Annotated in this window: 18 protein-coding genes; 12 read left to right on the forward strand and 6 right to left on the reverse strand. The window is 33.9% G+C overall.

The features are described from left to right. Nucleotides 1-6: 6 nt before the first annotated feature. A complete protein-coding gene (locus MQX03_RS05350; protein WP_129534043.1) occupies nucleotides 7-1650 on the reverse strand; it encodes an APC family permease in 1644 nt (547 codons plus the stop codon). A 163-nt stretch (nucleotides 1651-1813) separates the two neighbouring features. Between MQX03_RS05350 and pnuC the strand changes: the two genes are divergently transcribed. From pnuC to MQX03_RS05375, 5 genes are all read left to right on the forward strand, one after another. Beyond that, entirely contained in the window at nucleotides 1814-2482 is a 669-nt protein-coding gene (gene pnuC / locus MQX03_RS05355; RefSeq protein WP_242801972.1) for a nicotinamide riboside transporter PnuC, read from the forward strand. Nucleotides 2483-2487: 5 nt separating this feature from the next. Beyond that, on the forward strand, nucleotides 2488-3078 hold the full coding sequence (locus tag MQX03_RS05360; protein ID WP_242801973.1) for a hypothetical protein: 591 nt from the start codon (nucleotides 2488-2490) through the stop codon (nucleotides 3076-3078). Nucleotides 3079-3170: 92 nt separating this feature from the next. Continuing rightward, nucleotides 3171-3941, forward strand: a complete 771-nt coding sequence (gene dapF, locus MQX03_RS05365; protein WP_242801974.1) for a diaminopimelate epimerase — start codon at nucleotides 3171-3173, stop codon at nucleotides 3939-3941. Between the two features lie 32 nt (nucleotides 3942-3973). Beyond that, the gene (gene mltG, locus MQX03_RS05370; RefSeq protein ID WP_242801975.1) at nucleotides 3974-4999 is read left to right on the forward strand and encodes an endolytic transglycosylase MltG; all 1026 of its coding nucleotides are present in this window, start codon (nucleotides 3974-3976) and stop codon (nucleotides 4997-4999) included. 167 nt (nucleotides 5000-5166) lie between these two features. Continuing rightward, complete coding sequence (locus MQX03_RS05375) at nucleotides 5167-7728, forward strand: TonB-dependent receptor domain-containing protein (RefSeq protein ID WP_242802118.1); 2562 nt, start codon at nucleotides 5167-5169, stop codon at nucleotides 7726-7728. Between the two features lie 52 nt (nucleotides 7729-7780). On the opposite strand, the gene MQX03_RS05380 is transcribed toward MQX03_RS05375, so the two are convergent. The 4 genes from MQX03_RS05380 to MQX03_RS05395 all read right to left on the reverse strand — a co-directional run bounded on the left by MQX03_RS05380 (nucleotide 7781) and on the right by MQX03_RS05395 (nucleotide 10885). Then, complete coding sequence (locus tag MQX03_RS05380; protein WP_242801976.1) at nucleotides 7781-8218, reverse strand: adenylyltransferase/cytidyltransferase family protein; 438 nt, start codon at nucleotides 8216-8218, stop codon at nucleotides 7781-7783. Between the two features lie 31 nt (nucleotides 8219-8249). Then, nucleotides 8250-9272 (reverse strand): UDP-glucose 4-epimerase GalE, encoded by a 1023-nt coding sequence (gene galE / locus MQX03_RS05385; protein WP_242801977.1) that lies wholly within the window; start codon nucleotides 9270-9272, stop codon nucleotides 8250-8252. Nucleotides 9273-9310: 38 nt separating this feature from the next. Continuing rightward, nucleotides 9311-9691, reverse strand: a complete 381-nt coding sequence (locus tag MQX03_RS05390; protein ID WP_242801978.1) for a hypothetical protein — start codon at nucleotides 9689-9691, stop codon at nucleotides 9311-9313. Nucleotides 9692-9760: 69 nt separating this feature from the next. Further along, the gene (locus MQX03_RS05395) at nucleotides 9761-10885 is read right to left on the reverse strand and encodes a DegT/DnrJ/EryC1/StrS family aminotransferase (RefSeq protein ID WP_242801979.1); all 1125 of its coding nucleotides are present in this window, start codon (nucleotides 10883-10885) and stop codon (nucleotides 9761-9763) included. A gap of 168 nt (nucleotides 10886-11053) precedes the next feature. Between MQX03_RS05395 and MQX03_RS05400 the strand changes: the two genes are divergently transcribed. Together MQX03_RS05400 and MQX03_RS05405 are read left to right on the forward strand one after the other, a co-directional pair. Beyond that, nucleotides 11054-12658 carry a S8/S53 family peptidase gene (locus MQX03_RS05400; RefSeq protein ID WP_242801980.1) on the forward strand — a complete coding sequence of 535 codons (1605 nt, stop codon included), beginning with the start codon at nucleotides 11054-11056 and terminating at the stop codon, nucleotides 12656-12658. Nucleotides 12659-12867: 209 nt separating this feature from the next. Further along, a complete protein-coding gene (locus tag MQX03_RS05405) occupies nucleotides 12868-13767 on the forward strand; it encodes a pentapeptide repeat-containing protein (RefSeq protein WP_242801981.1) in 900 nt (299 codons plus the stop codon). Nucleotides 13768-13820: 53 nt separating this feature from the next. Here MQX03_RS05405 and MQX03_RS05410 read toward each other — a convergent pair whose 3' ends face one another. After that, nucleotides 13821-16355, reverse strand: a complete 2535-nt coding sequence (locus MQX03_RS05410; protein WP_242801982.1) for a phosphoenolpyruvate carboxylase — start codon at nucleotides 16353-16355, stop codon at nucleotides 13821-13823. Nucleotides 16356-16950: 595 nt separating this feature from the next. Here MQX03_RS05410 and MQX03_RS05415 point away from each other — a divergent pair. From MQX03_RS05415 to MQX03_RS05435, 5 genes are all read left to right on the forward strand, one after another. Then, nucleotides 16951-17208: a hypothetical protein gene (locus tag MQX03_RS05415; RefSeq protein WP_242801983.1), complete on the forward strand. Its 258-nt coding sequence runs from the start codon at nucleotides 16951-16953 to the stop codon at nucleotides 17206-17208. Nucleotides 17209-17368: 160 nt separating this feature from the next. Continuing rightward, the gene (locus tag MQX03_RS05420; RefSeq protein ID WP_242801984.1) at nucleotides 17369-17833 is read left to right on the forward strand and encodes a hypothetical protein; all 465 of its coding nucleotides are present in this window, start codon (nucleotides 17369-17371) and stop codon (nucleotides 17831-17833) included. A 189-nt stretch (nucleotides 17834-18022) separates the two neighbouring features. Then, the gene (locus MQX03_RS05425; protein ID WP_242801985.1) at nucleotides 18023-19186 is read left to right on the forward strand and encodes an iron-containing alcohol dehydrogenase; all 1164 of its coding nucleotides are present in this window, start codon (nucleotides 18023-18025) and stop codon (nucleotides 19184-19186) included. A gap of 201 nt (nucleotides 19187-19387) precedes the next feature. Further along, nucleotides 19388-19846 carry a lipocalin-like domain-containing protein gene (locus tag MQX03_RS05430; RefSeq protein ID WP_242801986.1) on the forward strand — a complete coding sequence of 153 codons (459 nt, stop codon included), beginning with the start codon at nucleotides 19388-19390 and terminating at the stop codon, nucleotides 19844-19846. 67 nt (nucleotides 19847-19913) lie between these two features. Beyond that, entirely contained in the window at nucleotides 19914-20570 is a 657-nt protein-coding gene (locus MQX03_RS05435) for a GDSL-type esterase/lipase family protein (protein WP_242801987.1), read from the forward strand. Nucleotides 20571-20595: the final 25 nt, after the last annotated feature.

Genomic DNA, 20595 nt, shown 5'->3' on the forward strand with positions numbered 1-20595 from the left:
TTAAATTTATTCTTTATTGTCAATATTGATGTTGACGTCTTCTAAAGGTTTTTGTTCGGCCTTGAAGGTTTCTCCGTAACCGCCATTCTGCAGTTTTGAATTTCTCTTACTGTAAAGGAAGTAAATGATAAATCCAATAATCAACCAACCAAAAGAGTACATCTGTGCTTCTTTACTAAGGTTGAAAATCAAGTATACATTGATTGCAATTCCTAAACAAGCAATTACAGGCAATGCAGGAACTCTGAAACTTCTTACCAAATTTGGCTCTTTTACTCTTAAAACCCAAACCGCAACACAAACCATTGTAAAGGCAAATAAAGTTCCAAAACTTGTCATGTGTGCCAATTCGTTAATTGGTGTCAATGATGCCACTATCGCAATAACTGTTCCCAAAATCATTAAGTTTTTTCTAGGAACTCCAGAAGTAGGATTTACTTTTGAGAAAGTTGCAGGAATAAGACCATCTTTAGACATTCCTAAGAAAATTCTAGACTGTCCCATGATCATTACCATCAATACAGAAATCAAACCTACAGTTGCAGCAATTGTAATGATGTAACCAGCCCAAGCCTGACCTGCAATATCAAATGCATAAGCAACAGGAGCCTTAATTGCATCAGGATATTTACCTAAAGGATTAAAATCTGTATAATGCATCATCCCTGTAAGAACAAGTGATACCAAAATATATAAAATTGTACAAATTACTAACGAAGTGATGATCGCAAAGGGAACATCTTTTTTAGGATTAATCGCTTCACCGGCTTGTGTAGAAACCGCATCGAAACCTACATAAGCAAAGAAGATAGCAGAAGCTCCGGCAATAATTCCGCCATAGCCGTACGCTTTATGGGAGACTCCGTTTTCTGTAATGGTCGTTGCATCAGGGATAAAAGGTGTCCAGTTGGCAGTATCTATGAAGAATAAACCTGCAATAATTACAAATATAATCGCAGAAACTTTTAAGATTACAATAAAGTTGTTGGCTTTAGCAGCACCTTTTGTACCTCTCAATAAGATCCAGATTACAAATAGAACGATTACCAATGCCGGAAAATTCAAAAATAGTTTAAAATCTAATAATTCAGGAGCTGCATTGAAATTATTAATCGTTTCCTGAAAACCTAATAATTTATCTGCAGGAAGCTTTCCTTCCGCAATCTGTTTTGTAGCTTCCCCGAATGCTTTATGAGCAGTTCCGGGATCTGTGGTCATCCAATAAGGCAAATGCAGACCAAACATTTTGAGAAGTTTACCAAAATAACCTGACCATGAAACGGCGACCGTCATCGAACCCATCGCATATTCTAATATCAAACCCCAACCGATAATCCAGGCAAAAATTTCACCTACCGTTCCGTATGCATACGCATAAGCAGAACCTTCTACGGGAAGTATTGACGCAAACTCAGCATAACACAAAGCTGCAAATACACAGGCAATACCCGCTACTACAAAAGAAAGTGCCAATGCAGGCCCTGCGTTGTAATAGGCACCAGTACCTGTAAGTACAAAAATTCCTCCTCCGATAATAGCTCCAATTCCGATAGCAGTAAGGCTCCATTTTCCTAAAACACGTTTTAGTTCGCTTTTCTGTATATCGGCTTCATAAGCACTCATTGGCTTTTTAGCCCAAATTTTTGACATATTTTTTATTTATTAAAGATTTACGAAAATATAAAAATTTTAACGATATTAACATTTATTAATAAAAATTCATGATTTAATTTACATTTAAAAATATAAAAAACTGATTTCCACTTGTTTTACATATTTTAAAGTGATTGTATTTTTGCTTATTTTTGACCTCATGAATGTATATGATCTCTTTGTAAAACCGTATGAAACCTATACTAATTTGCAAATTTTTCTGGAAGCTGCAGGAACTCTGTTCGGAATTTTGAGTGTTTTCTTTTCTATCAAAAAAAATATCTGGGTTTATCCTACCGGAATTATTTCTACCATTATTTATGTTTACCTCCTTTTTATTGCAGGATTGTTGGGAGATTGTATGATCAATGTGTACTATACCATCATGAGTATTTATGGCTGGATTTTGTGGCAAAGAAATTCTGAAGACAATATTCATGTGGAAGTTTCCTGGGCTACCAAAAAAGAATGGGTGATTTCAGCAGTGCTTTTTGTTCTGAGTGTTTTCTTGGTAATGGTTATTTATTATTACAAACCTTTGCTTGATAACAACTTTATTTCAGAAAAGGTGCAGTATGGTTTTCATCATCTGGATTGGGCCAACTGGATGGATATTTTCACGACATCAGTATTCTTAGTGGGAATGTGGCTGATGGCAAAAAGACGCATTGAGAACTGGATTTTCTGGATTTTAGGTGATCTTATTTCCATCCCAATGTACATTTATAAAGGCTACGGAATTACTTCGGTACAGTATTTGGTTTTTACTGTGATGGCTACCATTGGCTATATTCAATGGAAGAAACATTTTAAACAAAACAATATTTAATAAAGATGAAAAATTTAATAAAAATAGCATTCGCAATATGCATTACATTAAGCTTGTCTTCATGTATGTCTTACAATAATGCATACGCTGACACATACGGAGATCCTTATTATAATGATGGATATTATTATGCTCCCCAAGGTTATTATAACACAGGAGGATATTATGGTAATGATGGATATTATTACAGAAATAATATGCAGTACAAATATGACAACGGTGTTCCTTATTACTATGGTAATAACAGAACGAAAGTTTATGTAGAGAAAAGAAGTACCTCTCAAAGACCTGCAAACGGATTCAGCAATACGCCAAATAATAACAATAATGGCAATTATACCAATCCGAGAAACAATAATAACGGGAATACAACCAATCCAAGAGGAAATACAAACAACCCAAGAGGGAACAGCGGATTTAGAAATCAGGGAAATACCAACAATAACGGACAAAGGCCTCAGCAACAAAGTACCCCGAGATCAAACAGCAACAGTGGTTTCAGAAACAGTACAAACAGTACCCCGAACACACAAAATACCACACCAGCTACACCGCAAAACAACTCACCAAGATCCGGCGGAGGATTCAGAAGATAATCATTCTAAATAAGTAAACGGACAGCCATCGCTGTTCGTTTTTCGTTTTAATTATAGTAATTTTGCACGTTAGTTTTTAGACAAAATAAAATATGGAATTTTATAAATATCAGGGAACAGGAAACGACTTTGTAATGTTAGACAACCGTTCCGGAAAGTGGGATAATCTTTCTATTAAGCATATCCAAAAATTGTGTGACCGCCGTTTTGGAATTGGAGCAGATGGATTGATCAAAATAAATGAAGCAGAAGGTGTAGATTTTGAGGTTGATTATTACAATTCTGACGGTTCAAAAAGTTTCTGCGGTAACGGAGCTCGTTGTTCGGTTGCCTTTGCCCATTTCCTTTCTATTTTTAAAAATAACAAAACAGTATTTACAGCAATTGACGGACTTCACGAAGCTGAAATCAATGAAGATATTGTAAAACTGAAAATGGGTGACGTTGAGACCATCAATTCTGATGGTGATGATTCAGTTTTAGATACAGGTTCACCGCATTATGTAAAATATGTAGAAGACATTTCGAATTTCAATGTTTTTGCTGAAGGAAATAGCATCAGAAATTCTGCAAATTATCAGGAAAAAGGCATCAATGTGAATTTTGTTGAAAATATTTCTGATGATGAAATTTTCGTAAGAACCTATGAACGAGGTGTTGAGGATGAAACTTACAGTTGTGGAACCGGAGTTACTGCTTCTGCTTTAACTTTTCTTCAAAAAAGCAATCTAACCTCCATAAAAGTTAAAACGTTGGGCGGTGATCTTAAAGTGTATGCTGAAAAAAATGGAAGTTCTTTCCAGGAAATTTGGCTAGAAGGTCCGGCAAAACAGGTTTTCAGTGGTAAGGTTGATCTTATTTAAATAAAACAAAAACTTTTAATCAATTATCTATAATGAAAAAAGCTATTCTCATTATCGTACTCCTTATTCTTGCTGTGGCAGGATTTTTTGGTTTTAAATTTTACAAAAAATATTACGGAAGCAACGTACAGAAAGATGGGTACGTTTTGATTCCGCATGGGGCAGAATTTAAGCAGATCTTAGATTCAATCACTCCTTATATTGATAATAAAGAAGCATTCATTGATGTCGCGAAAGATAAATCAATGGATCAGTATTTCAAACCTGGACGTTATCATTTCCAAAAAGGAGCCAGCAATACGGTTCTTGTCAATATGATTAAAGCAGGAAATCAGACTGCAAATTCTTTCAGAATTGGAGATTTCGGAGATATTTATCAGATGGTTGGTAAAGTTTCTAAAAAAACAGAGCTTGATTCATTAAGATTCGTCAATGATTTAAATAAAATTGCTTCTGAAAAAGAATACAATAATGCTGAAGATCTTAAAAAATATTTTTTCATTGACACTTATAATTTCTTCTGGACGGTAACACCACAAGAGTTTTTCAAAAAATTTGAAGATCAGTACAATGAATTCTGGACTGCCGATCGAAAAGCTAAAGAACAGAAATCAGGTTTATCCAGAGAACAGATTTATTCGTTGGCATCTATTGTTTATAAAGAATCTGGTGGGAAACCTGACGAAATGAAAACAATTGCAGGATTATATTTAAACCGTTTCAGAAAAGGGATGAAACTACAGTCTGATCCTACGGTAATTTATGCCATCAATAAGCAAACCAATTTTAAAGAGCCTATCAAAAGAGTTTTATATAAACATTTAACGACTCCATCGCCATACAATACGTATGCTAATGCAGGAATTCCTCCGGGACCGATTTGTGTTGTTGATAAAAATTCTGTGGATGCCGTTTTGGATGCAGAAAACAACTCTTATATTTTTATGTGTGCAGACCCGGCGAGAATGGGTTACCACAAATTTACAGCCAGTGCAGAAGAGCATGTCATCAATGCTAAAGCGTATCAGGATTGGCTCAATTCAAAAAATATCAAATAGTAAACATATTTAACTAAATTTTAACAATTTAGCAATTAACAAATCGCAATAAAAGGCGACCTATCTATTAAGAACAATAAACGAATTGTGAGAAACTGAAAAATTAATTATTTAATAATTTCATAATATTAAATGTGTTTTTCATGATTTCACTTAAAGAATCTCTTATGAATCAGACGGAAATAATCAGCATGATTACGAAGAAAACCTTGGGGTTGACTTTTGTATTATCTGCAGCGGCTTTTGCCTTCGGACAGGAAAAAGTAGGTGTAACGGGGACTATTGTAGACAAAAGCAATCAGCCGGTGCCTTATGCATCAGTTACATTTAGCAATAAAGCGAATAAACTTTTCAGTGATGCTACACTGACTGACGAAAAAGGTCAATACAAACTTGAATTAACTCCCGGAAATTATGATATTTCTGTTGAGGCAATCGATTTCAAGAAAAGTGTTATCAATAAGCAGATTGCAGCAGCCGGAAACATCGGTGCTTTATCAATTGAAGCTGAAGGATCTGCTACCAATCTTAAAACTCAGGACATTCAAGGCGTAACAATCACTGTTGCTACAAAGCCTTATAAAGTAGAATTAGATAAAAGAACATACGACCCATCTCAGGATATCGTAAGTAAAGGAGGTAACCTTCAGGATGTTTTATCGAATGTACCTTCAGTTTCTGTGGATACAGACGGAACGGTATCGATGAGAGGAAGTTCAAACGTAAGATTCTTAATCAACGGAAAACCTTCAGCTCTTCTTGGAATTGACGATGGTGCCAATGCTTTGCAAAGTATTCCTGCAGATCAGATTGAGAGAATTGAGGTAATCACCAACCCTTCTTCAAAATTTGAAGCAAGCGGAACGGCTGGTATTTTAAATATTATATTAAAAAAATCTAAGAAAACTGGTTTTAATGGGAGTGTGATCGGAACTTTAGGTTATTTGCCTCAAACGAATTTAAATACCAATTTAAGCTGGAGAAAAGGAAGCCTTACGTGGTTTTTGAATGGCGGCGGTGGTTATCGTGAATCTAAGAACACGAATAAAACTGATAACTATTTTACTAATGTAACCAACATCGGTGGTACTTTACAAAGTAATCAGGAGAACATCAGCGACAGCCAAAATAACAATTATAATGCCTCCACAGGAATTGTTTACGATGTGTCTGATAAAACTTCAATCAACTTATCAGGAACTGTAAGAACATTTGACAGCGAAAATACAGGTAACGTAACGTACAACAACCAACTATTTAACGCTGCCAATACTTTTAGAAATAGAAAAACTAACAGTTTTAATAACAACCTTGCATTTCAGGGTGATATAGGGTTAGATCACAAGTTTGATGATAAGGGTCAGAACATTGCTCTATCACTGAGTTTACAGAGCAACAGATCTTATAATGATACCAATATTGATGAAACGAATAATGGCAATTTTGAATTGCAAAACATCATTAATCAAACCACAAAGAACAAAACATTAATTGGTAAGGTAGATTATGAGCTTCCAATTGGAGAAAATTCTAAGATTGAAGCAGGATACAGAATTGACATTAATCAAAATGATTATGATAATGATGTAAGAGAAAGCACTGCAAATGCACCAGCATTGAATTTCTTAGGAACATACACTTACGAAGCTAGATACAAAGAGATGTTTAATGCAGGATACTTACAATTCAAAAGTAAAGTCGGCAAGTTAAGTTATCAGTTGGGGGTAAGAAATGAATATTCTAATGTAGATATCGATTATACCAACTTGAATCCGGCAGATGAAGACATCAGAAGCAGAAAAAGTTATAATAATCTTTTCCCAAGTGTTTATCTTAGCTATGAATTAGCTAAAGACAGCCAGTTTTTATTAAACTATACAAGAAGAATAGATAGACCAAGATCTTTCTTTTTGATACCTAATCCTAACTACAACGATAACCAAAATATCTTCGACGGAAATATTGATCTAAATCCTTCTTATGTTGATTCATACGAATTTGGTTATAGTATTTCTAAAAAGAAATTTACTATTAACCCAACGCTTTACTACAGACATCAGACTGACGATACAAAAATGTTGGTATATAACGAAAAGGAAACATTTATCAATAGTCTTGGTCAGCCGGAAGACAGAATTGTTTTCCATACGCAACCTATTAACTTAGGATCTGATGATCGTTTTGGTTTAGATTTAAACTTTAACTGGGACGCAACAAGCTGGTTGAAGTTTTTAGGTAACGTTGATTTATTTGGGTACAAAACAAAAGGCAGCGTACTTTACAACACATTAGATAGCAAAGGAAACCCAATTGTAGCAACGGCAGACTTTAATGGTAACGGTTTTTCTACAAGAGCGAGATTGACTTCAACATTTAAAATTGACAAAACATTCAGCTTCCAATTACAAGGTTTTTACAGAGGAGCACAGAAAACTGCTTACCAGGATAGAAAAGATATGTATGCGTTGAGTTTAGGAGCTTCAAAAACGATTTGGAATGGTAACGGAACATTATCATTCAATGTGCAAGATATTTTCAATACTAGAGCAATGAGATCTACCACTTATGGTGAGAACTTTACGAGAGAATCTTACATGCAATGGCAGCCAAGACAGTTTGCGCTTTCACTGACGTACAGATTCAAACAAGGTGAAAAAATAGAGCAGCCGAAAAGAAAGAAAGATGTGAATTCTAATGCTACAGGAGACGAACAACAAGGTCCGATGTAATCAGGGTTTAATGAACATAAAAAGTCCCGAAATTTAAATTTCGGGACTTTTTTTATTTTGATAGTTTTGACATTTCGGCTTCGTAGATTCTTTTTCTTAAATCGCTTGATGAAAAGCGGTGATCTCTTTTATTATAAAAAATCTCAATACCTTTTTCTTCGCAGTATTTTTTTCCGGTGAAATCTCTGTCCATATAATCATCTCCAATAATTCTCACGTCGATTACAAAAGACTTCAAAATATCTTCCAAATCTTCTTCTGTATAGTAAGGAATTATTTCGTCCACAGCATTGACAGCTTTTAACTGAATATATCTTTCAACAATCGTCTGAGTGGGCTTATTTTTTGTTGGTCTGTCGTGAGAAGGATCAATCTGCAGTCCTACAATCAGATAATCACAAACTGTTTTTGCCTCCTCCAACATTTTGATGTGCCCTGCGTGTAATAAATCAAATGAGGAAAATGTAATTCCTATTCTTTCGGTCTTCATATAAATTCTTGGTGTATTATTTTGTTATAAATTAATTTTTTCTAGACTCTAAATACTTCTGCCAATCCCATACCGTTTTTAACGCTTCTTCCAAAGAAGTTTCAGATTTCCAGTTGAGTTCTTTTTCGGCTTTATCAGCATTAGCATAAGCAATAGTGATGTCACCTTCTCTCCTATCGCAAATCTGATAAGGTACAGAAACTTCATTTGCAGATTCAAAAGCCTGTACGACTTCCAAAACTGAAGAACCTTTCCCTGTTCCCAGATTATAGATATCAATTACAGTTTCTTCTGAATTATTATTCATTAAACTTTTCAAAGCTGCAACGTGCGCTTTCGCCAAATCTACAACATAAATATAATCACGAACTGCCGTTCCATCTTCTGTAGGATAATCATTTCCCCAGACGCTTAGTTTCTCACGAATTCCTGCAGCAGTCTGCATCACGTAAGGCACAAGATTATTCGGAACACCAATTGGTAATTCGCCCAACAATGATGAAGGATGCGCTCCTATTGGATTAAAATATCTCAACAAAGAAATTTTACTTTTATAAGCCGTAGCAAAATCTTTTAAGATTTCTTCGCCCATCTGTTTTGTTTTTCCATAAACGCTTTCAGGCATTTTCAACGGAGTATTTTCGTCGATTGGCATTTCATCAGCCTGTCCGTAAACTGTACAAGATGAACTGAAAATAAAGTTTGAGATTTTTCTTTCTTTAAATTCCTGAAGAACATTGATTAAAGAAAACAAATTATTTTCATAATAATCAATGGGCTTTTGCTGGCTCTCTCCTACTGCTTTGAAAGCTGCAAAGTTGATACAACCTTCGATATTGTGTGCGTCAAAAACCTGATGCAAAAGTTCTTTTCTCTTCAAATCGAAAGGATAAAATAAAGGTCGTTTACCTGTAATTTCCTCAATATTATTTAAAATAAATTTTTCCGAATTGGATAAATCATCAACAATAACCACTTCAAAGTTATTATTGATCAGTTCTACCACGGTGTGGGAACCGATGTATCCAAGTCCGCCTGTTACAAGTATTGCCATTGTTTTTATAAGTAATGTGTGATTGGTAATGAATAATGTTAATTTGGTTTTCCTATTTCGTCGATTTCTAAATCATTAGAAATATTTTTGAACTTATGTTTTTGAACTATAAAAAAAACTACCCCAAAGAATAATGAATACACAATAGAGGAAATTATGTAATCCATCGGTTCAACTCCTTTAGTTAAGTTTTTCTCATCATCTAGCGCTTCGATTATCGTTTTTAAAAACATTATAAAAATTAGAATCAAAAAGATTGAATATAATAATACCGCTATTCTATGCTTGATGATTAAAAAAAATATTGTCAAAACTGAATATAATGCTGTTAAAAATATTAAGCTGATAGAAAATAAATCTTTGGTTTCGAATGTTGAATTTAGAAATATAGAATAAGAATAATTCCAGTATAAAATCATGACTATTAGATTTACCATTATAGCAACCCAATACACCCATTTATACTTAAAAACTTTCCTTTTCATCTTTTATCTCATAAACTCCAACACAGCATCCGTAATATACTTCAACTGCTCTTCGTCTAATTCTGTATGCATCGGAAGAGAAATTACCTGATCCAAAAGTTTGTCTGTATTCACAAAATCCGCATCATTACTTTCCTGAAAATAAGCTTTTTGCTTTCTTAAAGCTACCGGATAATAAATCATTGCAGGAACTTCTTTTTCAGTTAAAAATTTCTGCAATTCGTTACGTTTTCCATTTAAAATTCTTAAAGTATATTGATGAAATACGTGTGTTGAATATTCGGCTCTTTTCGGAGTTAAAATATTTTCGTTACCAGCAAAGGCTTCGTCGTAATAATCCGCGGCTTTTCTTCTTGCATCGTTGTAAGAATCAAGATTGGGAAGTTTTTTTCTTAAAATTGCTGCCTGGAGGCTATCTAATCTAGAATTGACACCCACCTCATCATGATAATATCTTTCGTACATTCCGTGGTTAACGATGCCTCTTAAACGGTGCGCCAATTCATCATTATTGGTAAAAATCGCACCACCATCACCATAACAACCTAAGTTTTTAGATGGAAAAAAAGAAGTCGTTCCTACAGTAGACATCGTTCCTGCATCTCTTACAGTTCCGTCTGAAAATGTAAACTGAGAGCCGATTGCCTGCGCATTATCTTCGACAACAAATAAATTATGTTCTTCAGCAATTTTCAAAATTTCCTCCATATTCGCACATTGTCCGAAAATATGAACAGGAATAATCGCTTTAGTTTTTGGGGTAATTGCTTTTCTGATTTGTTCTGTAGAAATCGTAAAAGTATCATAATCTACATCTACCAAAACAGATTTTAATTTAAGCAAATGAATCACCTCTACGGTTGCTGCAAAAGTAAAATCAGCTGTAATTATTTCATCGCCTTCTTGTAAATCGAGTGCCATTAAAGCAATTTGTAATGCATCAGTTCCATTTGCACAAGGAATTACGTGCTTTACATCAAGATAAGTCTCCAATTCGTTTTGGAAAGATTTTACTTCAGGACCGTTGATGAACGCAGCAGAATCCATCACATTAAGAACCGCATTATCTACATCATTTTTTATTTTGTAATACTGACTTTGCAAGTCAACCATCTGTATTTTTTTCATACGTAAATTTATTTTTTCTAAGTTAAATGTAACCGCTTTACTATTATTATTTTTTTACACAAATCTTGCGCAGCGATTTCACAAACAAATATTTTCGTAAAAATAAGGAATTTAAAATCCTATCAAAAATTTTATTGAATTTGTTTTATCTTTATACAAAATAAAGAGATGAAAAAACTTTTATTATTTTGTTTTCTAACGGGTTATGGATTGAGTAATGCACAAACCGAACTTGTTTTTGTTTATTTTAATGACAAACCAAATAAGGCAGCATTTTATGCGAATCCTTTGTCAGAGCTCACTCAAAAAGCATTGAATAGAAGAACTGCTTTGGGAATTGCTCTCAATGATCAGGATGCACCTATCGAACAATCATACATTCAAAATCTTCAGAATTTAGGATTTACCATCACAGATTATTCTAAATGGCTGAACGGAGTTGCTGTAACTGTAAACCAAGCTCAGGTTAATTTGATTAAAGCACAGTCTTTTGTACAATCGGTAGAAAGTTTTGCTAAAAACTCTTCTTTGATTTTAAAGGCTCAACACTTTAATAAATGGGAAAGTTTTGAACAAAATCAAAAAACTTTAACAACTTTTGATTACGGATCCGGTTCTGCTCAGATTGACCAAATCAATCTGCGACCATTACATCTTGCCGGATATACAGGAACAGGAGTTACAATTGCGGTGATTGACACAGGTTTTCCTACAGTCAATACCGGTACTGCCTTCTCAAGATTATGGACAAATAATAAGATTAAAGGCGGCTACGATTTTGTCACAAAAACTACAAATATCTACGAAGGCACATTAAATAACCATGGAACGGTGGTTTTAGGAGCTATCGGTGGATATATTCAGGATAGTTTTGTGGGTTCTGCTCCAGATGCAGATTTTTATTTATATCGAAGCGAAAATGCTACAGTCGAAGTTCCCGAAGAAGAATTATATTGGATTGAAGCTGCTGAAGAAGCCGATAGAAAAGGTGTTGACGTTATAACGACTTCTTTAGGTTACAATGTTTTTGACGACCCAAAATACAGTTATACTTATGCTCAAATGAACGGAACTACTTCTTTCATAGCCAGAGCAAGCCAAATTGCGGTGAATAAAGGAATTTTTGTTTTAATTGCAGCCGGAAATTCGGGAGAACAGCCTTGGCATTATATCATGACACCTGCGGATAATGCACAAGTTTTCAGTATCGGTTCTGTAGATTCTGCGGGATTATCTTCTGCTTTTTCTTCATACGGACCGAATTCTACTGGAGCTGTAAAACCTGATGCAAGTGCGAGAGGATCAGCAGCTACAACGGTGAATAATAATTCTACAATCTCTGTTACAGGAACTTCTATTGCAACACCTATTGCAGCAGGCGGAGTTGCATGTCTGATACAAGCATTTCCTGCAATGAACAGAAATACGATGAGAGCTCAATTAAGACAAACTGCATCACTGTTTCCGAGCCATACTGATCAAATGGGATATGGAATTTTAAATTTTGGAAGTTTATATAATTCTGTTTTAAACACTTCCGAATTGGTGAAGAAAGAAAAATTGGTCATCTTCCCAAATCCGGTAAAGTCTATTTTAAATATTGCAACTGAGGGCGATGTTTCGTCTCTTGAAGTGTATGATAATCTTAGTAGGTTTATTTTTAAATCAACAAATCAAAAATCTATCAATGTGCAGGATTTTGCGAAAGGAACTTATTACTTGAAAATTCAGGTTAAGGATAAGGTTTATTATGAGAAATTTATAAAAGAATAATGTCTTAGTTTTACAATATAAAAAAGGTTTAATAAAACGTTTTCAGCTAAAAAAATTTGTTATTTTGAATTTTAAACAGAAAACAACTTACAGTTGTGATATAACAACTAAAAGTAGAGTAATTACAACTATTCGATTCTGTTTTCTTCACAGCTTTTGGTACTGATGTAAATATCTTTGCTTTATTAAAACAAAGAAAAAATTACACTATGTTAAACACTAAAATCATTGGCAATAAAATTGTCAAGGCACGAAAAGAGACCAATATGTCTCAGGCACAACTTGCAGAACTCTTATTTATCAGTCCTCAGGCAATAGGAAAATGGGAACGCGGAGAATCAATTCCTGATCTTATCACATTCAATCGTCTTGCGGAAATTTTAGGGGTTGATCTTAATTATTTTTCAGAAAACTTTCAGTCTCCAACAAGCGAAACAACATCTGATGAGCTTCCGGAAAAGCAAACTATTGAACTCCCATCCGAAAAGCAGGAACAAAAGCCTAAATGGAATATGTCACTCGGAAATTGGATTGATGCCGACTTTTCCGGATTGAAAAATCTTGATGAAAAGTTTGGCTCCTCAAATATGCAACGTTGTAAATTTGTTGGTTCAGATCTTTCCCATCTTATTCTAAAAAATAATAATGTTGATCTTTGTGATTTTTCAAAATCTGAGATTCGCAACAGCCGCATTCAGAATTCTAATTTATCTAACAATACATTTAAGAATGGTTCCCTGAATGAAACGGAATTTTCTAAAAGCTACATCTCAGGCTGCGATTTCACGGACACCGATTTTACAGGAGTAATTTTAAAAGATGGCGGTTTCGAGAAAAATATCATTGCCGAATCTATCTGGAACCGCACTTCTTTCATTAATACACATATTGCTGACGTTGTTTTTGAAGGTAAGTTGGATGATTGCTATTTTGAAAATTGTAAATTTACCAAAGTGACATTTCAACATTCGGTACTCAATAACATTTTTTTTAAAAACAATAATCTAAAAAGAGTACAGTTCATCGATTGTCAGGCAGATAGAATAACTTATGAATTCCTAAAAAGTGGGAGAGCAGATATTAGCGGCATCACTTTATTAACTCAATAAAATAATATTAAAAAAAATAGACTGTTTCGTTTTTGAACAGTCTATTTTTTTATTTAAGCCGAATTCCTACTCGCATTAATATTCCCGAACAACGATCTCGTCACCAGCTTTTCATATGCTTCTTTATTCCCTTCACCTTTCTGAATTTTCATTAAAGCGTATTGCTGAATGCTTAACAACGGAAGCACAATTTTCTCACGAATTTTCACCGACTTTCTTGACAATGGATCTTCTTCCTGAAGCATTTTAAACCCAGTCAATTCCAGCATAATATCTTTTGAAAGATTGTATTCACTGAAAAGCACATTCCAGAATTCACCGAATTTAGGATTATCTTTAATATAGTACGTCAATGGGAAATAAGATTTGTTCATACTCATCATCGAGTTTAACACTAAAGTTTTAAAGAAGTCCGAACCTTTATACAATTCCCTTACTTCATCAAACCTTCCCTCTTCTTTCAACTGCTGCATTGCAAAACCGAAACCGAAGAATCCGGGAACATTTTGTTTCAATTGCGACCATGATCCTACAAAAGGAATCGCTCTTAAATCTTCAAATTTCAACTCGTTTCCACCACCTCGTTTTGATGGTCGACTTCCGATATTGGTTTTTCCGTAATATTCAAGCGTACTCATCTCCTGAAGATAAGGGACAAACATCGGATGCGCCTTTAAATCTGAATATTTTTTATAACTGATATTCGCCAATTCAAGAATTAGCGCTCTTTCTTTTTCAGTTAAATCCTTTTTAGAGTTTTTAAACACATCATTTTCTACTCCCGCAGTTAGCAGCTGTTCAAAATTATATTTCGCCTGTTCTTTATTTCCGAAAATACTTGTGATGGTTTGTCCCTGAATCGTTAATTCAATTTTATTATTCGCAATTGTTTTTCCCTGAGAAGCATAAAAATCGTGTGTTTTTCCGCCACCTCTTGCCGGTGGGCCACCTCTACCGTCGAAAAAGACTACTTTAATACCATTCTCTTCTGACAGTTTAGTCAAAACTTCTTTCGCTTTATAAATTTCCCAGTTGGCTTTCAGATAACCACCATCTTTAGTTCCGTCTGAGAACCCAAGCATAATCGTCTGCTGATTCCCTCTTCTTGCCAAATGCTTCTGATAAATCGGATTTTGATATAATTCAGTCATTACACTTTCGGCATTATCTAGACCTTCCATCGTTTCAAAAAGCGGAACAATATCCATATTGATTTCTTCGTCTTTGTAACCAGTAATCTTGAAAAATGCATATACATTCATCACATCTTTCACCGCATCAGAGTTAGAAATAATGTATCGGTTCATTCCACGGTTTCCGTTGGCAAACTGAATATCTTTTACCTGAGCGACATTAATCAAAGTATCTTTTACAATATCTTCGAAACCATCAGCATCTATTTTCTCTGAAACCTGAATTAACTGATTAAATTTCTCATCGTTGCTAACCTCAGATTCACCAAATTTAGCTTTATAAACATCATCAATCACCTGTTGGTGGATTCTGCTGTCTTGTCTGATATCCAAAGTTGCAAAGTGAGTTCCGAAGATCTTCACACGGTCTTTGAAATTTTCAAGCTGATCGATGAAAAGAGAATTATGTTGTTCTACCAATATTTTTTCGGCTTCATTTAATCTTTTAAGAATATCTTCTGCCGTGATTCTTTCATTTCTGAAAATCGCAGTGTACAATTCAGCACTCAGTTGTCCAAGAACTTCTGAAACTCCTCTGAAGCTTAATCTTCTTCTTACATCTTTTAAATTTCCATAATATGATTTTAAAATGGCTGAACGCAGTTCTTCAGAAACTCTTTTCGTAACATCTGCTGTCACAAAAGGATTTCCGTCTCTGTCACCACCTGGCCAGAAACCAAGCTGAATGAGATCTTCATGCAAATGAAAATGCCCATTGCCAAAAGTCGTTTTGATTTTGGTAAATAATTCGCCAATCGTATCGTAATAAACATACCTCAGATAATGAATGATGCTCAAAGCCTCATCAATCGGAGTTGGCTTTTCTTTATTCACGAATGGAGTTTTCCCTAATTGCTGCAAAAGCATGTCAATATTGGTAATAGAATCGTCTGTGATCGATTTTCTTAAATCATGCAAAATTCTCTGTACAGAGCTAGGGTAAAACTGAGTCGGGTGAGCTGTAAAAACTACTTTCACCGTAAAATCTCGCAACTTTTCACGCACTTTCTCCAATTTATGATCTTGTAATGAGCGCTCAAAAAGATTGGTTACCGTTCCGCTATCACTTTCAGAATGTAAATTTGGGAACGCTGCATCTTCAATACTATCAAACAAAACAACTTGTCTCTCAATATACTGAATGATTTTAAACAACAATTCGAGTTTTTGTTCCTCTGTCTGTAAATCGGTATGATTAGCAAAGAATTCTTCTACAATCTGCTCAGGAGTTTTTCCGGACTGGTAACCTTCTTTGCTTTCTTCATAAAGAAAAGGGAGAAGCATCCCGATGTTGGTCATTTTATCATAAGGCAGGCTCATAAATAATGAATTGTAGATTTGGAATTTATTTTCTACAATCTGCCTGAATTTTTCTGCGCGCTGGTCATGTCTCATACAACAAATGTAGTAGATTTTACATTTAATTGCGAGCGATTGAGTTTAAAAAAGTGTGAAATTTAATTTATTTTTAATTTTCAGATAGGTTAAAAGAATAATAAAAGACAAGAATCAGCAATTGTTTAGAAAAATTAACCCTATATTTATATTCAAATTTGTTTACAATCATTTATTATGACTGAAAAACCATTATCTCACCAAACAATTGACGAGCTTTATCAGAACGAAAACAAGGCAAAAAAAAGCTTCATTTATAATATCATTCTTTTCCTTTTCATCATAGCAATTTCAATTTTTGTAACCTCTGAAAAAGGATTCGGCTTTTACACTTTCTTCCCAATATTCTTCAGTTATTCTATTATATCTTCTCATTTTAGATTGAAAAAAATCAGAGAAGAAATCAAGTCCAGAATATTGCATTTAAGAGGTTAATCAAGTAATTATTTTTCAACAACAAGGGAATTTATTAAGTTTTCTAAGTATATTTTTTTGTATTTTCGCTCTGCCAAATTCAAAAAGAAATATGGATGTTTAAGAAAAAAATTTATCATTTTCTATCATCACAGTTTTAGAGTAATAAAATACAGTTGTTATGAAAAATAATAAATTAGCAGACCTTACCACGGAACAGTTAGAAGCAAAAAAGAAAACACTTAAAGGTGCATTGATAGGATTGGGAATCGTTATGATTATTGCCTGTTCATTTCTCTTTTATCTTGCAATTGTTAATAAAAACTATGCGCTTTTACCTATACCTATAGGATGTTTTATCACTCTACTTCCTAGCGTCATCGGTTTGAAACACATTAATACTGAAATAAAATCGAGAGAATCTAAGTATATTAAGTAGCATTATTGTTATGCATCAAGCCCGCATATATTTTCATATTATAATTGCAATAATCACATGTATCTTTGGGATTTTGTTTCTTAAAAACATTCCATTACTTTCTTTTATTTTCTTTTTGTCAACAATTGCAAACATATTCTTTGCATTCAGAGAAAATAAAATGGAAACATTACTTAAGGAGAACTCAAAAATCCATTCTAATGTAAATGAAATACACATAAAAACTTCTAAATCCATTAATGCCATTATTATTTTAACGTATTCAATATTTATAATAATGAGTACATTCTTTCTATATCTTGTCTTAAAAAAGGGAATAGATATTTTTTTTAGCCTTGTTGCAATAATGCCAATTTCTGTTATGATATTCTCTGTAATCATGATTTATAAGGAAATAAAAAAAATGAATTCTACCATCATTACAATAAATAGGAAAGGAATACAAATAGTGAAAAAGCCATTCATGAATTGGTATGATATAGAAAATGAAAAAATCATCTCAAGATTTTATACTGTCAAAGAATCAAAACATGACAATAGCAGTAAAGTCAATTATTTATTATTTTATTATAAAAATGAAAGAATTGAGATAGCAATTGATGAACTAGATATTACTGACTATTAATTAAACCAATATCTTAAAATTTTCCGGACAAGATTTAATGACGAGAAATTAAAATTGCAACATCTTTAATTACAAAATCGTGTAAATTTCCATAGTTTTAATAAAATTCAATCATACAAACTTTACACTTTTATTAACTGAAATTTCGCTACTCAATGCGTAAATTTGATCTAAAATAAATTTAGAACAATGCTTAATTTCGAGTTAAAAAATCCAACAAAAATACTTTTCGGGAAGGGAGAAATCGCTAAAATTTCAAAAGAAATTCCACAAGATGCCAAAGTCTTAATGATTTACGGTGGCGGAAGCATCAAAAGCAATGGTGTTTACGATCAGGTAAAAGATGCTTTGAAGAACCATGACGTTCAGGAGTTTGGTGGTGTTCCTGCGAATCCTGAGTATGAAGTTTTAGTAAAAGCTTTACAGTTCATCAAAGAAAATAATATCACTTATTTACTCGCTGTAGGAGGCGGATCTGTAATTGACGGTGTAAAATTTCTTTCAGCAGCAGCAAACTATGACGGCGAACCTTGGGAAATCTTGAAAAAACCAGTGAGAACCTTCGAAGGCGAAGGAATGCCCTTTGGTACTATCCTAACGTTACCCGCGACAGGTTCTGAAATGAATTCCGGATATGTCATTTCAAGAAGAGAAACCAATGAAAAGCTATCATCCGGCGGGCCAGGATTATTTCCTCAATTTTCAGTTTTAGATCCTGAAGTAATCAAATCTATTCCAAAAAAACAAATTGCCAACGGTATTGCCGATGCTTATACACATGTTTTAGAACAATATATGACGTCACCATCTTCGGCTGATCTTCAGGAAAGAATTGCCGAAAGTATTCTAATCTCTTTACAAGAAACTGCACCAAAAGTGATGGCGGAAGATTTTGATTACGATGCGGCAGGTAACTTTATGTGGTGTTGTACAATGGCTTTAAATGGACTTATTCAAAAGGGAGTAATTACCGATTGGGCAGTTCATGCAATGGGACATGAGCTTACCGCTTATTATGGTATTGACCACGCAAGAACACTCGCTGTAATCGCGCCTTCTCACTACCGATATAATTTTGAAACCAAAAAAGAAAAATTAGCTCAATACGCAGAAAGAGTATGGAAAATAACTGAAGGAAGTGTAGAAGAAAAAGCCGAAGCAGCCATCAAAAAAATGGAAGCGTTTTTCCACAGTCTCGACATTCAAACCCAACTTTCAGATTACACCGAAGATTATCATAACACGGCAGAGCGTGTAGAAAAAGCTTTTACAGAAAGAAACTGGCTTGGTCTGGGAGAAAATAAAAATCTGACACCACAAGATGCTTATAAAATTGTAGAAATGAGTTATTAGGAAGTCGGGAAGTCAGAAGATCGTGGTTAAAATCTTGCGGATTGTAATTATAAAATTCAATATTTTTAAATTTCAATCTTCTGACTCTACTCTCTGAGAACAAATATTACATTTTTTACAAACATTAGTTTAAAAAACCTGAATTTCATTATAAATATTTCAAATTTATTTATATTTTAGCATATTCTTAAATTTGTGAAAATGAAAAAATACTTACTTTTATTTGCCTTTTCAGCCTTAGCGCTTAGTTCTTGTGAAGATGATGATATTCAAAACTATGAATTGGATATGCTAAAAGGTGAATGGAAGGCAACAAAATCAGAAGTTGTTTCTGGAAAAGATCTTAAAACTGTAATTTCAACCGATACACCTACCGGATGTAGTGCAAAAAGTACAGCAGAATTCAGAATTGATTATTATGCAGCGTACACAGCAGTAACCGGAGTTGGAGCAACATGTACAAGCAGTAAAACAGAAGGTAAATATTCTTATGATGCAGAAGAGAAACTACTTACCATCCAATATGATAATGACCTTCCAAGCGTTTATAAAGTACTGATTCTAAGCAGTACGGAAATGAAATTAATGACGATGGTCGGCAATATTGACCAAAATGGCGATAAAGTCATCGACTTCACACAGATCAGCTATGTGAGATAAAATAACTAAACTCCCGATATTTTCGGGAGTTTTTTATTATATTTATTTCCTACAAAATTAGAAAACAATGAAGAAGATTTTCGCAGCATTTCTATTGCTGACCTTTGCCCTTATTTTTTCGCAGGACAAACAGCCAATGTACTGGCAGGACATTCAAAATTTCAAAAAAACAGACTCAGAATCTGCTCCACCCAAAGACGCTATTCTTTTAATTGGGAGTTCATCTTTTACCAAATGGCAGGATGTTTCAGATTATTTTCCCGAAAAAGTGATTATTAATAGAGGTTTTGGAGGTTCAAGGTTGACAGATCTCAATTATTATTCTGAAGATTTATTAAACTCTTATCAGCCCAAGCAAATTATCATCTACTGTGGTGAAAATGATTTTGCAGATGATGCCAAGTTAAAATCAAAAGTAGTAGTCGATAGATACAAAACTTTTTACAGAAAAATTCGTGAAAAATTTCCAAACATTCAGGTCGATTATATTTCAATTAAATATTCTCCAAGCCGGGAGCATCTTTGGCCTCAAATGAAAGAAGCCAATAAGAAGATTGCTAAATTCATGAAGAAAGAAAAAAATGCAGATTTCATAGACATTACAAAGGTTATGAATGATGCTAATGGAAATATCAGAAAAGACCTTTTTGTGGAAGATATGCTTCACATGACCCCAGAAGGTTATCAGCTTTGGACTAAAGTGATGAAACCTTATATGAAGTAAATTCTTAGTAATAGCATTGAATATT

This window comes from Chryseobacterium aahli (assembly GCF_022699665.1).
GTDB lineage: Bacteria > Bacteroidota > Bacteroidia > Flavobacteriales > Weeksellaceae > Chryseobacterium > Chryseobacterium aahli.

Coding starts and splice junctions, on each gene's coding strand:
- MQX03_RS05350 (WP_129534043.1), bottom strand. CDS start 1,650: ATGTCAAAAATTTGGGCTAAAAAGCCAATGAGTGCTTATGAAGCCGAT.
- dapF (WP_242801974.1), top strand. CDS start 3,171: ATGGAATTTTATAAATATCAGGGAACAGGAAACGACTTTGTAATGTTA.
- galE (WP_242801977.1), bottom strand. CDS start 9,272: ATGGCAATACTTGTAACAGGCGGACTTGGATACATCGGTTCCCACACC.
- MQX03_RS05395 (WP_242801979.1), bottom strand. CDS start 10,885: ATGAAAAAAATACAGATGGTTGACTTGCAAAGTCAGTATTACAAAATA.
- MQX03_RS05420 (WP_242801984.1), top strand. CDS start 17,369: ATGGAAACATTACTTAAGGAGAACTCAAAAATCCATTCTAATGTAAAT.
- MQX03_RS05430 (WP_242801986.1), top strand. CDS start 19,388: ATGAAAAAATACTTACTTTTATTTGCCTTTTCAGCCTTAGCGCTTAGT.
- pnuC (WP_242801972.1), top strand. CDS start 1,814: ATGAATGTATATGATCTCTTTGTAAAACCGTATGAAACCTATACTAAT.
- mltG (WP_242801975.1), top strand. CDS start 3,974: ATGAAAAAAGCTATTCTCATTATCGTACTCCTTATTCTTGCTGTGGCA.
- MQX03_RS05410 (WP_242801982.1), bottom strand. CDS start 16,355: ATGAGACATGACCAGCGCGCAGAAAAATTCAGGCAGATTGTAGAAAAT.
- MQX03_RS05360 (WP_242801973.1), top strand. CDS start 2,488: ATGAAAAATTTAATAAAAATAGCATTCGCAATATGCATTACATTAAGC.
- MQX03_RS05405 (WP_242801981.1), top strand. CDS start 12,868: ATGTTAAACACTAAAATCATTGGCAATAAAATTGTCAAGGCACGAAAA.
- MQX03_RS05415 (WP_242801983.1), top strand. CDS start 16,951: ATGAAAAATAATAAATTAGCAGACCTTACCACGGAACAGTTAGAAGCA.
- MQX03_RS05375 (WP_242802118.1), top strand. CDS start 5,167: ATGAATCAGACGGAAATAATCAGCATGATTACGAAGAAAACCTTGGGG.
- MQX03_RS05435 (WP_242801987.1), top strand. CDS start 19,914: ATGAAGAAGATTTTCGCAGCATTTCTATTGCTGACCTTTGCCCTTATT.
- MQX03_RS05425 (WP_242801985.1), top strand. CDS start 18,023: ATGCTTAATTTCGAGTTAAAAAATCCAACAAAAATACTTTTCGGGAAG.
- MQX03_RS05390 (WP_242801978.1), bottom strand. CDS start 9,691: ATGATTTTATACTGGAATTATTCTTATTCTATATTTCTAAATTCAACA.
- MQX03_RS05380 (WP_242801976.1), bottom strand. CDS start 8,218: ATGAAGACCGAAAGAATAGGAATTACATTTTCCTCATTTGATTTATTA.
- MQX03_RS05400 (WP_242801980.1), top strand. CDS start 11,054: ATGAAAAAACTTTTATTATTTTGTTTTCTAACGGGTTATGGATTGAGT.